Annotated in this window: 11 protein-coding genes; 8 read left to right on the top strand and 3 right to left on the bottom strand. The window is 70.8% G+C overall.

Annotated elements, in window-relative coordinates; all coding sequences use genetic code 11:
* Positions 1-10: 10 nt before the first annotated feature.
* Positions 11-1,285: an ABC transporter ATP-binding protein gene (locus tag BLS99_RS21225; RefSeq protein ID WP_091053725.1), complete on the bottom strand. Its 1,275-nt coding sequence runs from the start codon at positions 1,283-1,285 to the stop codon at positions 11-13.
* A 342-nt stretch (positions 1,286-1,627) separates the two neighbouring features.
* On the opposite strand from BLS99_RS21225, the gene ilvA reads away from it, so the two are divergent.
* The 5 genes from ilvA (at position 1,628) to BLS99_RS21200 (ending at position 5,012) form a co-directional block, all read left to right on the top strand.
* Entirely contained in the window at positions 1,628-2,842 is a 1,215-nt protein-coding gene (gene ilvA / locus BLS99_RS21220; protein ID WP_091053724.1) for a threonine ammonia-lyase, read from the top strand.
* Between the two features lie 3 nt (positions 2,843-2,845).
* Positions 2,846-3,535: a uracil-DNA glycosylase gene (locus BLS99_RS21215; protein WP_091053723.1), complete on the top strand. Its 690-nt coding sequence runs from the start codon at positions 2,846-2,848 to the stop codon at positions 3,533-3,535.
* A 22-nt stretch (positions 3,536-3,557) separates the two neighbouring features.
* Positions 3,558-3,758: a hypothetical protein gene (locus tag BLS99_RS21210; RefSeq protein WP_091053722.1), complete on the top strand. Its 201-nt coding sequence runs from the start codon at positions 3,558-3,560 to the stop codon at positions 3,756-3,758.
* An 8-nt stretch (positions 3,759-3,766) separates the two neighbouring features.
* On the top strand, positions 3,767-4,048 hold the full coding sequence (locus BLS99_RS21205; protein ID WP_091053721.1) for a hypothetical protein: 282 nt from the start codon (positions 3,767-3,769) through the stop codon (positions 4,046-4,048).
* 196 nt (positions 4,049-4,244) lie between these two features.
* A complete protein-coding gene (locus BLS99_RS21200; protein WP_091053720.1) occupies positions 4,245-5,012 on the top strand; it encodes an alpha/beta hydrolase in 768 nt (255 codons plus the stop codon).
* A gap of 672 nt (positions 5,013-5,684) precedes the next feature.
* On the opposite strand, the gene BLS99_RS21195 is transcribed toward BLS99_RS21200, so the two are convergent.
* Positions 5,685-6,992, bottom strand: a complete 1,308-nt coding sequence (locus BLS99_RS21195; protein ID WP_091053719.1) for a protein kinase domain-containing protein — start codon at positions 6,990-6,992, stop codon at positions 5,685-5,687.
* 339 nt (positions 6,993-7,331) lie between these two features.
* Between BLS99_RS21195 and chvE the strand changes: the two genes are divergently transcribed.
* The 3 genes from chvE (at position 7,332) to mmsB (ending at position 11,366) form a co-directional block, all read left to right on the top strand.
* Positions 7,332-8,420 carry a multiple monosaccharide ABC transporter substrate-binding protein gene (chvE, locus tag BLS99_RS21190; RefSeq protein ID WP_091053718.1) on the top strand — a complete coding sequence of 363 codons (1,089 nt, stop codon included), beginning with the start codon at positions 7,332-7,334 and terminating at the stop codon, positions 8,418-8,420.
* Between the two features lie 100 nt (positions 8,421-8,520).
* Entirely contained in the window at positions 8,521-10,074 is a 1,554-nt protein-coding gene (mmsA, locus tag BLS99_RS21185; protein WP_091053717.1) for a multiple monosaccharide ABC transporter ATP-binding protein, read from the top strand.
* The gene (mmsB, locus tag BLS99_RS21180; protein ID WP_091053716.1) at positions 10,071-11,366 is read left to right on the top strand and encodes a multiple monosaccharide ABC transporter permease; all 1,296 of its coding nucleotides are present in this window, start codon (positions 10,071-10,073) and stop codon (positions 11,364-11,366) included. The genes mmsA and mmsB overlap by 4 nt, the downstream gene beginning before the upstream one ends.
* 309 nt (positions 11,367-11,675) lie before the next feature.
* On the opposite strand, the gene BLS99_RS21175 is transcribed toward mmsB, so the two are convergent.
* Positions 11,676-13,469: a DivIVA domain-containing protein gene (locus BLS99_RS21175; protein WP_091053715.1), complete on the bottom strand. Its 1,794-nt coding sequence runs from the start codon at positions 13,467-13,469 to the stop codon at positions 11,676-11,678.
* Between the last annotated feature and the right edge of the window lie 131 nt (positions 13,470-13,600).

The following is a 13,600-nucleotide window of genomic DNA, read 5'->3' as shown; positions in this document are numbered from 1 at the left end:
GCTGCGGGTGCTAGGCCCGCTGGGTCCAGCCGACGTCGATGCGCTTGCCGTACTTGTCGAAGTAGTGCAGCGCGTCCATGTGGACGGCGACGGTGATCGGCTGCCCGGCGGACACGGGGATGTGCGGGGGGAGCCGGAACACGAGGTCGGCGGGCTTGCGGATCGGCCCGCTGTCGGCCTCGCGGCGCTCGGCCGGGGCCTGCCCGAAGCCGGAGAACAGGCCGCCGAGGCGCCGGCGCGGCTTCGAGCCGCCGCGCGCCAGGTCGGGCTTGTCGCCGATGCCGTCGGGGACGACCGCGGTCGCGCCGATGTCGAGGAACACGAGGGTCTCGTGGCCGTGGTGCTCGTAGAAGCGGACGCGGCCCTGGATCGACTGGCCCGGGTGGCCTTCGGCGACCGGCGCGAGCGCCTCGGCGCGCATGCCGACCACGATGTTCTCGCCGTGGTAGCGGGCGACGGCCCGGCCGCGCAGGTCGTGCCAGGGCAGCCGCAGCTCCTGGTCGCCGAAGTCGAGCGCCACGTACCGGTCGAGGAACACGTTGACGCGGGCTTCGAGGAGGTTCATGCGCGGGGTGCCGAGGAACGCCGCGACGTACATGGTCGCGGGCCGCTCGTACACCTCGTCGGGGGTGCCGACGTCCTGGAGGACGCCCTTGCGCATGACCGCGACCCGGTCGGCCATCGTCAGGGCCTCGGTCTGGTCGTGCGTGACGTACAGGGTCGTCGCGTCGTGGCGGCGCACCAGCGAGGAGATCTCGGTGCGCAGCTCGGCGCGCAGGCCCACGTCGAGGTTCGACAGGGGCTCGTCCATGAGGAACAGCTTCGGGCGCCGCACCAGGGCCCGGCCCATGGCCACGCGCTGCTGCTGGCCGCCGGAGAGCTGGCTGGGCTTGCGGTCGATGAGCTCGGAGATGCCGAGGGCGCCGGCCATGTCGCCGACGGCGTCGGGCACCGACTGGGCGCCGTTGTTCTTCCCGAGCTTGAGCGGGAAGCCGATGTTGTCGCCGACGGACATGTGCGGGTAGAGCGCGAACGTCTGGAAGATCATGGCGGCGTTGCGGTCGCGCGGGGGCAGGTCGTTCGCGTACTCCCCGTCCAGGAGGATCTCGCCGTCGGAGGGGGTCTCGAGGCCGGCGACCATGCGGAGCACGGTGGACTTGCCGCAGCCGGAGGGGCCGAGCAGGACGAGGAACTCGCCGTGGTTGACCTCCATGCTGAGCGAGTCCACGGCCAGGGTGTCGCCGGGGAACACCTTCGAGACGTTCTTCAGCGTGACAGCAGTCACCGTTGACTCCAGGGGTTCGAGGGTATGGACGTGTGGGCGGCGCTGGGCGGGCGTTGCCGGGCTGTGACTCGCGAGCTTCGCCATGGTTACGGGATGACTGTTCGTAGCTTAAGCCTTCCGGTCCCACTGAGTAACGGGGGTCACCCGCTGTCGCAGGAGGTGAACATGAATTCACCCTAGGTGCCACCTGCGGTTTCGGGCCCCGCGAGATTGCTCCCAATGGGCGTCGGAGTCGACATTTCGGTCGCTGGCAACCGTTATCGGGGCGATCGTGAGAACCCCGGAACCCGACCCGCCACCGCGTGCGGACACCCCTCCCGCCCCGGGCACTACCATCGAGGCGTGACGCAACTCGTGACACTCGCCGACGTCCGCGAAGCGGCAACCTCGCTCTCCGGCATCGTCCGCCGCACCCCGCTGGAACCCTCCCGCGACCCCGTCCTCGACGGCGTCCACCTCAAATGCGAGAACCTCCAGCGCGCCGGCTCCTTCAAGATCCGCGGCGCCTACATGCGCGTCTGCGGACTCACCGACGACCAGCGCCGCCACGGCGTCGTCGCCGCCTCCGCGGGCAACCATGCCCAAGGCGTCGCCCTCGCCGCCTCCACCCTCGGCATCCGCTCCACCGTCTTCATGCCCGAATCGGCCCCCCTCCCCAAGGTCGCCGCCACCAAGGGCTACGGCGCCGACGTCATCCTCGGCGGCCTCACCGTCGACGACGCCCTCGAATCCGCCCACCGCTTCGCCGACGAGACCGGCGCCGTCCTCATCCACCCCTTCGACCACCACGACATCGTCGCCGGCCAGGGCACCATCGCCCTCGAGATCCTCGAACAGCTCCCCGAGACCGCCACCATCGTCACCTCCGTCGGCGGCGGCGGCCTCATCGCCGGCATCGCCGCCGCGGCCAAGCAGCTCAAGCCCGGCATCCGCATCATCGGCGTCCAGGCCGAAGGCGCCGCCTCCTACCCCAGCTCCCTCGCCGCCGGCAAGCCGCTGCGCCTCGACAAGATGCACACCATCGCCGACGGCATCGCCGTCGGCCGCCCCGGCGACGTCCCCTTCGCCCACGTCGCCACCCTCGTCGACGAGATCGTCACCGTGACCGAAGAGGACATCAGCCGCGCGCTCCTGTCCCTCCTCGAACGCAACAAGCTCGTCGTCGAACCCGCCGGCGCCACCGCCTACGCCGCCCTCCTCAACTACTCCGTCGCCTACGACGAACCCGCGGTCGCCGTCCTCTCCGGCGGCAACATCGACCCCCTCCTCCTGATGCGCCTCATCGAACACGGCCTCGGCGCCTCCGGTCGCTTCATGCGCGCCAGCCTCCGCTGCGCCGACCGCCCCGGCGCCCTCGCCTCCGTCCTGCGCCTCGTCGGCCGCTACGGCGGCAACATCGTCGACGTCTACCACCAGCGCTCCGACCCCCGGCTCAGCGTCGGCGAGGTCTCCGTCGACCTCTCGATCGAGACCCGCGGTTCCGAACACACGACCGAAATCGTTGCGGCCCTGCGCGACGCGGGGTACTTCGTGTCGGTGGAGGGTCCTAGCATCTGAGGCATGACCAAAACGCTTGATGAACTCATGGAACCCGGCTGGGCCAAGGCCCTCGCCCCCGTCGCCGACGACGTCGCCAAGATGGGGGAGTTCCTCCGCACCGAAGTCGCCGAAGGCCGCAAGTACCTCCCCGCCGCCGAGCACATCCTCCGCGCCTTCCAGCAGCCCTTCGACGACGTCAAGGTCATCATCGTCGGCCAGGACCCCTACCCCACCCCCGGGCACGCCATCGGCCTGTCCTTCGCCGTCGCCCCCGACGTGCGCCCCATCCCCAAGAGCCTCGTCAACATCTTCAACGAGTACCGCGACGACCTCGGCCACCCCCTCCCCGCCAACGGCGACCTCACCCCCTGGGCCCAGCAGGGCGTCCTCCTGCTCAACCGCTCCCTCAGCGTCGCCCCCGGCACCCCCGCCTCCCACCGCGGCAAGGGCTGGGAGCCCGTCACCGAGCAGGCCATCAAGGCCCTCGCCGAACGCGGCGGCCCCGCCGTCGCCGTCCTCTGGGGCGCCGACGCCCGCAAGCTCAAGGACCTCCTCGGCCCGATCCCCTCGATCGAGTCCGCCCACCCCTCCCCGCTCAGCGCCCGCCGCGGCTTCTTCGGCTCCAAGCCCTTCAGCCGCGTCAACGTGCTCCTCGCCGAGCAGGGCGGTGAGCCGGTCGACTGGAGGCTCCCGGCCCTGAACGAGGGCTGAGCGGCCGGGATACGCTCGGGTCGTGGGAATCGAGATCCTGGCACAAGAGTTCGGCCCGGAACGCGACCAGGCGATGGCCGGGCCGCTCGGGCTGTTCGTCACCGTCTTCCTCGTCGTCGTGACGATCTTCCTGATCCGCGGGATGAACAAGCACATCAGGCGGCTCAACGAACGGGTCGCCCGCGAGGCCGCGGCGACCGAAGACGACGCGCCCCGCACCTAGGCCCGACCGTGCCCCGAAAGAACCGCCGCCGGGACGAAGCCCGGCGGCCGACCTCCGGCGCCCAGGACCCGAGCCTCGTGGACGGTCCCGGGGGACCCGTCCGCGTGCGCCGCATCCCCGGCGCGGGCGCCGAGAAGAGCTACCGGTGCCCCGGCTGCGACCTCGAGATCCAGCCGGGCACACCGCACGTCGTCGCCTGGGCCGACGACGGCGACGGCGACGACCGCCGCCACTGGCACACCGGCTGCTGGAACGCCCGCGACCGGCGCCGCCCCGGCCGCTGGCGCTGACCCGATCGGGTGACACCGCGGCGGCGGGGGCCGGTTCCTGTCGGACCCGGGTGCGAATCTGAGACCTACCTTTTCCCCGGGCGGGTGGGGGCTGGGGATGGAAGCACGGCCGCGGCGAGTGGTGCGACACAGCGGGTGGCCCCGCACCCGCGCCGGCGGGGATAATTCCGGCGTGGCTGTCATCAGATCCGCGAGCATGCTCCCCGCCCGACGCGAGGCGCTCACGCTCCACACCGCCGACGGGCTCGAACTCGTCGGCGAACTCGCCCTGCCCGCCGACCGCGAGCCCGAGGCGACCATCGTGTGCGTCCACCCGCTGCCCACCCACGGCGGCATGATGGACTCGCACATCTTCCGCAAGGCCGCCTGGCGGCTCCCCGCGCTGGCCGGGATGGCGGTGCTGCGCTTCAACACGCGCGGCACCGAGTCGCAGCAGGGGACGAGCCAGGGCGCGTTCGACCACGGCGTGGGCGAGCGCTACGACCTCGCCGCCGCGGTCGAGTACGCCGAGTTCGCGGAGCTGCCGCGGGTGTGGCTGGTCGGCTGGTCCTTCGGGACCGACCTGACCCTGAAGTACGGCCTGGAGCCGGGCGTCGAAGGCGCGGTGCTGCTGTCGCCGCCGCTGCGGTACTCCAAGGAGGAGGACCTCGAACGGTGGGCCGAGGACGGCCGGCCGCTCCTGGCGCTCATCCCCGAGCAGGACGACTACCTCCAGTACCCGGAGGCGAAGCAGCGCTTCGCCGCGGTCCCGCAGGCCGAGGTCGAGGAGATCGAGGGCGGCGGGCACCTGTGGGTCGGCAAGGCCGAGGAGGCGCTGGACCGCATCGTGTCCCGCATCGTCCCGGAGAAGGCCCCGCTACCGACCACTTGGGACGGTCCGATGGAGCGCGGCGACACTTCCGCCTATGCGAACAAGAGCGTCGCCGCATTCGGCGGCTTTCTGCCCAAGCCCGAAAGGGAATAGGACTCCGGAATCGACCTGAAGCCGCCTTCAGGCGGCTTCAGGTCCCATTCAGCTTCCCCTCTGCACCATTGCCTCCACACCCGCCGAGACACCGGCGGCACCAGAGGAGGCAGACATGGAAACCGGCCAGTTCCCCCAGGACCCGAAGCCCCGACGCGGGGCGGAGACACCCGCCGAACCGCAGGCGGGGAGGACAGCGACGGACTCTCGCGAACATACCAAGGACCCGAAGCCCCGGCATGGGGCCGGCGCGCCCGCCGAACCGCAGGTTCCGGCGGAGCGGACGGCGACGAACGCCCGCGAGCACGCCGGGGACCCGAAGACCCGACACGCGGCAGGCGCGCCCGCCGAACCGCAGGTTCCGGCGGAGCGGACGACGGCGGACGCCCACGAACGCTCTGGCAACCCGATTCCCCAACACGGCAATGAAGCCGCCCGGCCCGTGTGCCCCACCGCCCGGGACCTGAAGTCCCGGAGCCGGTCCGAGGCGGACCGGGCCGGCGGCACGGCCGCCGCGGGTCGTGCGGCTTCAGGCCCACTTGAGGCCGCCGCTACAGTCACGGCCGCTGCGGATGCCGCTCATGGCGCCCATGACGCCCGCAGTCCCGGGGTGCGCGCTGGCCGCGGCATGCACGGCTGTGGCGCCCGGGGCCGCGTTGCGGCCCTTCGCACTCAGATGCAGCCGAGGAATTCCAGGATGCTGGTCGGCATCGCGGCGTCGGTGCAGCCGGAGACCGCCACGAGGTCGTCGCCCTCGATGCGCCAGACGCGGCGCTCGGTCGAACCCTCGCCGTCACCGCCTGAGCCGCCCGGATAGTCCACAGTGGCCGCCACGTATCCGCCGCCGTCGGCGCACCAGCTCTCGATGATCTCGCCGTCGTCCAGCTGCTCGCTGATCCGCCCGCCGAGGACGGCCGGGTCGGTGCACACGGTGCCGGTGCTCTCGGGATTGGTCGCGGCGTAGGTCGCGAGCGCGGCCCCGCCGAGGAGCGCTCCCGTGAGCGCGATGCCCGCGGTCGCGGTGGCGATGGACCGCAGCCGCGGCCGCAGGCCGACCCGCTCGCGGCCGGGCCGGTACGGGGCCAGTTCGGTCGAGACCGCCACGGTCACGGGGCGGAGTCCGCGGCGGGGGAGGAGGCCGGCGGCGACCGAGTCGGTGCGGGGGCCGGGGGCGAGCGGTCCGCCGATGGGGATGCGGGTGAGGTGCTCGCGGAAGACGTCGGCGGTGGGGCGGCGCCGGGGGTCGGCGCTGAGGGCGGCGCCGATGAGGTCGGTCAGGTCGGAGTCGACGCCGGGCACGTGCGGCACGGGGGCGGCGCGCAGGAGCGGGTCGGCGGCGTCCTCGCGGGCGTGGCGCACCCACGGCAGCCGCCCGCCGAGGGCGGCGTAGAGGACGGTGGCGAGCGCGTAGACGTCGCCGGCGGGGCTGGCCGCGACCTCGCCCGCCACGGCGGCGTCGAGGTGCTCGGGGGCGGTGTAGGGGGAGGGTGGGAGGGGGGCGGCCAGGACAGGGGCGGTGACGTCGTAGGCGGTGAGCTGGAGGTGGTGCCCGGAGCCCACCAGGATGTGCGAGGGCTGGATGGCGCCGTGGATGAGGCCCGCGCGGTGGTAGACCGTGACGGCGTCGCTCAGGGCCACGCCGAGGGCGCGCACCTGGCCGGGGGGCATGGGGCCCTGCTCCGCGAGGAGGTCGGCGAGGGTGCGCCTGGCGGTGCTCACCGCGAGGTACGGGCGGCCGTTCTCGGTGAGGCCGACGGCGCTGCACCGGGAGAGATGGGGGTGGGCGGGGAGGCCCGTGAGCTTGGCGGCCCATTCGAGGAAGACTTCACGCCGGGAGCCGTCGACGCGCTCGTGCGCGACGGTCACGCACAGGAGGTCGGCGGGGTCGGCGGCGACGGTGCCGCTGAAGACGCTGCACACCGCGTCCCGGTGCAGTAAACGGTGCACGGCCGCGGGGCCGACGGTCGTAATGCTCGACATCCTCACCTCCTCAGGGGGTCATCTGATCGGTGTCGTGATTTGGCACTAAATGTGAGGCTATCCCATCCGATCGGTCGAGCGGTAGTCGGCCGTAGGGATGTGGCACGATCAGGTGACCGAGCCGGTACTCACGGTCATTTTCTCAATGCGCATCGCAGTCCGATGTGCCCTGTGGGGATCGAGTGTCGGAATTCGGTGAACTGGAAAAGCAACGATTCGGACACGAGACGCATCCGCTGTTGACGGTTGTGGAAAAACGTTGAACTATCGAATCCGTCTTGACCCCAGGGCGACGTCGGTCATGCCCCGGCACCGCCCGGTACGAAGGAGTACTAACAGATGAACGTCAACCGACGCCACCTGCTTACCGGAACCGTCGGCGCGGCCGCCGTGGCTCTCACCGCTTCCGCCTGCGCCTCCGAGGACGGAGACTCGGGCTCCGGCGGCGGCAAGAAGGTCGGCATCGCGATGCCGACGAAGACCTCCGAGCGCTGGATCTTCGACGGCGACAACCTGCAGGCCTCGTTCGAGGAGCAGGGCTACGAGGTCACGCTCCAGTACGCGAACGACGTGGCCGCCGACCAGGTCTCCCAGATCGAGACCATGATCGGCCAGGGCGTCAACGTGCTGGTCATCGCGGCGATCGACAACAAGTCCCTGAACGGTGTCCTGGCCCAGGCGAAGGAGTCGGACATCACCGTCATCGCCTACGACCGGCTCATCCTGGACACCCCGGACGTGGACTACTACACCAGCTTCGACAACACCAAGGTCGGCACCCTGCAGGGCACCTACCTCGTCGAGAAGCTCGGCCTGGACGCAGGCGAGGCCGGCCCGTTCAACATCGAGCTCTTCGCCGGCGCGTTGACCGATAACAACACGAAGTACTTCTTCAACGGTGCGATGGAGGTCCTCCAGCCCTACATCGACGGCGGCCAGCTCGTCGTCCTGTCGGGCCAGACCGACCTGGAGCAGGTCGCCACCGAGAACTGGGACGGCGCCGTCGCCCAGGACCGCATGGAGACCATCCTCACCTCGTTCTACACCGGCGGGCAGCAGGTCCAGGCCGTGCTGGCGCCCTACGACGGCATCAGCCGCGGCATCATCGCCGCCCTCGACGGCCAGGGCTACACCACCATGCCGCCCGTGACCGGCCAGGACGCCGAGGTCGACTCGGTGAAGTACATCATCGACGGCAAGCAGGCCATGACGGTCTACAAGGACACCCGCGCGCTCGCCGACGTCACCGTCGACATGGTCGTGGCCGTCCTCGACGGGGACGACCCGGAGATCAACGACGACACCACCTACGACAACGGCGACCACGTCGTCCCGGCGCACCTGCTGGAGCCGGTGAGCGTCGACGCCAGCAACTACCAGGTCGAGCTCATCGACTCGGGCTACATCGACGAAGCCGACCTGGCCTAGCCGACCCGCAAGACCCTTTCCTCGGGGGCGCCCCGCCCGCCTCGGGCGCCCCCGAACCTCTCTCCCCAGAGCAGTCCATTCAGTCAAATAGGACGAATCCATGTCTGAAGACATCCTCCGAATGCGGGGGATCACCAAGCGGTTCCCGGGCGTGCTCGCACTGTCCGGGGTCGAGTTGGGGGTCAAGCGGGGCACGATCCACGCGCTCGTCGGCGAGAACGGCGCCGGCAAGTCGACCCTGATGAAGGTCCTGTCGGGCGTCTACGCCCACGGCGACTTCGAGGGTGAGATCGAGTTCGACGGCAAGCCCGCCGAGTTCCGCAGCATCCGCGACTCCGAAGCCTCCGGCGTGGTGATCATCCACCAGGAACTGGCCCTCGTCGGCGAGCTGTCCATCGCCGAGAACATCTTCCTCGGCAACGAGCAGAAGAAGCGCGGCATCATCTCCTGGGACCGCACGAACGCCGAGGCCGTCCGCCTGATGTCGCAGGTCGGCCTCCACGACAGCCCGGCCACGCTGGTCGAGAAGATCGGCGTCGGCAAGCAGCAGCTCGTCGAGATCGCCAAGGCGCTCTCCAAGAGCGTCAAGCTGCTCATCCTCGACGAGCCGACCGCGGCCCTGAACGACACCGACTCCGAGAACCTCCTCGAACTGCTGCGCCAGCTGCGCGAAGAGGGCGTCACCAGCATCATCATCTCCCACAAGCTGGGCGAGGTGCTGGCCGTGGCCGACCGGATCACGGTGCTGCGGGACGGCAAGTCCATCGAGACCTTCGACACGGAGGCCGACGCCGTCACCCAGGACCGGCTCATCAAGGCCATGGTCGGCCGCGACCTGGAGCACCTGTTCCCGCCGCACGAGCCGAAGACCGGCAAGGTCTTCTTCGAGGTGAAGGACTGGACGGTCCACCACCCCGAGCAGCGCCACCGCGTCATCGTCAACGGCGCGTCCCTGAACGTCGCCCGCGGCGAGATCGTCGGCCTCGCGGGGATCATGGGCGCGGGCCGCACCGAGTTCGCCATGAGCCTGTTCGGCCGCAGCTGGGGGTCCAACATCTCCGGCACCGCGACCATGGACGGCAAGGCGCTCCACCTGCGGAACGTCCCCGAAGCGATCGAAGCCGGCCTGGCCTACGCCACCGAGGACCGCAAGCACTACGGCCTGCACCTCGACTACGACCTGCGCGAGAACTTCACCCTCCCCGGCCTCCACAAGCTGTCCAAGCGCGGGGTCGTCGACCAGGACCGCGTCGACACGGTCTCCGAGCGCCTCCGCAAGGAGTTCGGGGTCAAGGCGCCGTCGGTCCGCTCGCTCGCCGGGAACCTCTCCGGCGGCAACCAGCAGAAGATCGTGCTCGGGAAGTGGGTCTTCACCGAACCTGAGCTGCTCATCCTCGACGAGCCGACGCGAGGCATCGACGTCGGCGCCAAGTACGAGATCTACGAGCTGATCCACAAGCTGGTCGACCAGGGCAAGGGGGTCCTCATGATCTCCTCCGAACTGCCCGAGCTGCTCGGCATGTGCGACCGCATCTACGCGATGAGCGCCGGGCACATCACCGGTCAGGTGGACCGGGAACATGCCACACAGGAAGAGCTGATGCGTCTCATGACCCTTGAGACCGCCAGCGGGGGAGAAGAGCTACGCCAATGAGCACCGTCCAGACCAACCCGCGGCCGAGCCTGCTCGGCGCGCTGCGCAACATCAACCTGCGCGCCTACGGCATGATCATCGCGCTCGTGCTGATCATGATCCTGTTCCAGGTGCTCGACGTCGCCCTGCAGAACCAGAACTTCATCACGGCGCAGAACCTCACCAACGCGATCCTCCAGAACTCGTACATCCTGATCCTCGCGATCGGCATGATGCTGGTGATCGTCAACGGCCACATCGACCTGTCGGTGGGCTCGGTCCTGGCGTTCAGCGGCGCCATGTCGGCGATCGCGCTCTCGCGCTGGGACTGGCCGTGGTGGGCGGCGGTCCTGTTCGCCATCGGCGTCGGCGCCCTCATCGGCGTCTGGCAGGCGTTCTGGATCGCGTACGTGCGCATCCCGGCGTTCATCGTGACGCTCGCGGGCATGCTCATCTTCCGCGGCCTCACCCTGAAGGTCCTCGACGCCGAGACCATCGGCACCAGCGGCACCTTCAACAGCCTCGCCTCCGGGTACGACGTCGCGGGCGTGGAACTGCGGATGCCGACCCTGGTGCTGGGCATCCTGGGTGCGGTCCTGTGGGTGTTCTTCCAGGTGCGCGGCCGCTCCCGCCAGGCGAAGGCCGGCATCGTCGGCACCTCGCAGGCGGGCTGGATCATCAAGACCGTGGTCGTCGCGGCGGTCATCGTCGTCGCCGCGTACACGTTCTACTCCTACAAGGGCCTGCCGATCATCGGCTGGATCCTGCTGGCGCTGGTCCTGCTGTTCACGTTCATCGCGAACCGCACCGTCTTCGGCCGCCACATCTACGCGGGCGGCGGGAACGAGAAGGCCGCGCTGCTCTCCGGTGTGAAGACCAAGCAGACGACCTTCTGGGTGTTCGTGATCATGGGCGCGATGGCCGGCCTCGCCGGCGTCATCGTGACCGCCCGCCTGCACTCGGCGACGCCGGGCGCGGGCGAGACCCTGGAGCTGAGCGCCATCGCCTCGTCGTTCATCGGCGGCGCGTCGGTGACCGGCGGCGTGGGCACCATCATCGGCGCCGTCATCGGCGGTCTGGTCATGGGCATCATGAACCAGGGCATGACCGTCCTGGGCATCGCGACCGACACGGTGCAGGTCATCCTGGGCCTGGTCGTCCTCGCGGCGGTCCTGTTCGACGTGTGGAACAAGAAGCGCGCCACCGGCGGCGGCAACGTCCCGCTCGTGGGGGTCACCCCGGGCGGCTCGGGCGAGGCCAAGCGCGCGGCGAAGGACTCCGGCAAGGAGCCCGAAAAGGCATCGACGAGTTAGGGGCTCGCGAAGCCCCCAGCCACGGCGAAGCCTGCGCCGGAGATGAGCGCAGGCACGCGAAGGGCCCGCACCGGGCGACCGGTGCGGGCCCTGCCGCGTCGGGTCCGGGGCGTGCGCCGCCCGCAGGGCGGGTGGGTGGGGTAGTGGTACAACCATCCCTACCCCCCCCACCCTCCCGGGGAAGCATAAGGTGCCATCCTCCCGCCGGGGTCCGACAGAAACCGGCCCCGCGAGCCGCCGTGTCACCCGAAGGTGGAACGAAACGCGAAGGCCCCGCACCGGTGTGGTGCGGGGCCTCTCAGTCGCCTGCTACGAGGACGAGACCTTCTCGGCCGCCTCGCTGCTGCTGGCCTGCTTGCCGCCGTTCTGGGGGCGCTTGCGGGTCGTCGCGGGCTTGTTCACGGCGCCTTCGGCGGCGGGCTCCTCGGTGCGGCCCGCGCGGGCCTCCTCGATGAGCTTCTTCGCCTGGGCGCGCGCGGTGGAGAGGATCGCCTCGGAGTCGCGCCGCGCGGTCTGCTTGGCGGACTTGGAGAGCTCCTCGGCGCGGCGCTTGGCGTTGTCGGCCTTCTTCTCGGCCTCGGCCACGTACTGGTCGCGGTCGGTCCGGATCTGCTCGGCGTCGAGGCCGGCCTGCTCCAGGATCCTCTGCGCCTCGGCCTTGGCCTCGGCGAGCAGGCGCTCGCGCTCGGCCTCGATCTCGGTGAGCTCGGCGCGGGCCCGCTCGACGTCGGACTCGGCCTCGACCTTGGCCTGGTCGGCGTGCTCGCGGAGGCGGGACGCCTCGGCGGCCGCGTCGGCGGTGATCCGCTCGGCCTCGGCCGCGGCCTGGCCGCGGAGGCGCTCGGTCTCCTGAGCGGTCTCCTCGGTGAGCCGGCGCGCGGCGCTCTCGGCGGCCTCGCGCTCCTGGCGGCCCGCGGAGGCGGCCTCGTCGCGCAGCCGCTGCGTCTCCTGCTCGGTCTCCTCGGTCAGGCGCAGGGCCTCGGCCTCGGCGGTCTCGCGCTGCGCGCGGGCGGCCTCGTCGGCCTCGGCGGTGAGCGCGGCGACCTTCGCCTCGGTCTCGGCGGTGACGCGCTGCGCCTCGGCCTCGGCCTCCTCCAGACGGCGCTGGGCCTCCTGGCGGAGCCGCTTGGCCTCGTCGGCGGCCTCGGTGCGGGTCAGGGTCGCGCTGTCGGCGGCCTCGGCGCGCAGGCGCGTGGCCTCGTTCTCGGCCTCGGTGCGGACGGTCTGCGCGAACGTCTCGGTCTCCTGCTTGAACCGCTCCAGGTTCTCGACCGCCTCGGTGCGGAGGTCGCGCAGCTCGGCCTCGTGCTCGGCGCGCTTGCGCTCGGCCTCGGCCTCGGCCTCGGCCGCGATCCGGTCGGCCTTCTCGCGGGCCTCGGCGACGGCCTGCTCGGCGTTCACGGTGGCGTCGTCCTTGAGCTGCTGCGCCTCGGCGCGCAGCCGCTCGACGTGGGCGACCAGCTGCCGGGTCTGCTCGTCGGCGGCGGCCCGCTTGTTCTCGGCGTCCTGCTCGGCCTCGGCCACGAGCGACGCGGCCCGCTCCTTCGCCTGGTCCACCATCGACTGGGCCTCGCGGGCGCGCTTGTTGATCTCGGCGTCGATGATCGCGCGCCGGTCGGCCTCGGCCTTCTCGGCGGCGGCCCGCCGGGCCTTCAACGTGGTCTCGAAGTCCTTGCGGGCCTGCTCGATCTGCGCCTCGGCGTCGCGGAGGCGCTGGTCCGCACGCTGATGCAGGTGCTGGGTCTGCGCGTGCGCGTTGGCCTTGATCTCCTCGGCCTGCTCCTCGGCGAGGGTGAGCATGTGCTCGATGCGCACGCCGAGATGCCGGTAGGAGGCGTTGTCGCCGGCGGCGCTGCGGCGCCGCAGCTCCTGGATCTGCGCCTGGAGCTGCTGGATCTGGACCACGAGCCGGTCGATCTGCGCGAGCGCCTCGGCGCGTTCTCCGGCGAGCGTGTCCATCTGGAGCTGCATCTGCTGGAGGTACCGGTCCACCTGCCGCTTGTCGTAGCCGCGCAAGGCGGTCTCGAACCCCCGGTCGATGGGTCCGCCCTCATCGAAGCCGGTCAGGAGTTCGGAATCGTCGAGTCTGTCTTCACGCGCCATGCCCTCATCCTCACGTAAGCCGCGTCCCGCCACCTCCGGATAGGGACCGGATGTGACGGGACGCGGCCGAGCTGTGGTTCCTCCACCGTCGACCTACGCCTACGATCATTCTTCACTGTCGTAGGTTTCGA

This window comes from Glycomyces sambucus (assembly GCF_900102815.1).
In the GTDB taxonomy this organism is placed as follows: domain Bacteria; phylum Actinomycetota; class Actinomycetes; order Mycobacteriales; family Micromonosporaceae; genus Glycomyces; species Glycomyces sambucus.
Note: the sequence above shows the minus strand (reverse complement) of the source record. Positions and strands in the feature narration are given on the sequence as shown.

Excerpts from the sequence above, each read along its gene's own strand:
- BLS99_RS21200 (WP_091053720.1), top strand. The coding sequence starts at position 4,245 with ATGCTCCCCGCCCGACGCGAGGCGCTCACGCTCCACACCGCCGACGGG.
- BLS99_RS21215 (WP_091053723.1), top strand. The coding sequence starts at position 2,846 with ATGACCAAAACGCTTGATGAACTCATGGAACCCGGCTGGGCCAAGGCC.
- BLS99_RS21195 (WP_091053719.1), bottom strand. The coding sequence starts at position 6,992 with ATGTCGAGCATTACGACCGTCGGCCCCGCGGCCGTGCACCGTTTACTG.
- mmsB (WP_091053716.1), top strand. The coding sequence starts at position 10,071 with ATGAGCACCGTCCAGACCAACCCGCGGCCGAGCCTGCTCGGCGCGCTG.
- BLS99_RS21175 (WP_091053715.1), bottom strand. The coding sequence starts at position 13,469 with ATGGCGCGTGAAGACAGACTCGACGATTCCGAACTCCTGACCGGCTTC.
- mmsA (WP_091053717.1), top strand. The coding sequence starts at position 8,521 with ATGTCTGAAGACATCCTCCGAATGCGGGGGATCACCAAGCGGTTCCCG.
- chvE (WP_091053718.1), top strand. The coding sequence starts at position 7,332 with ATGAACGTCAACCGACGCCACCTGCTTACCGGAACCGTCGGCGCGGCC.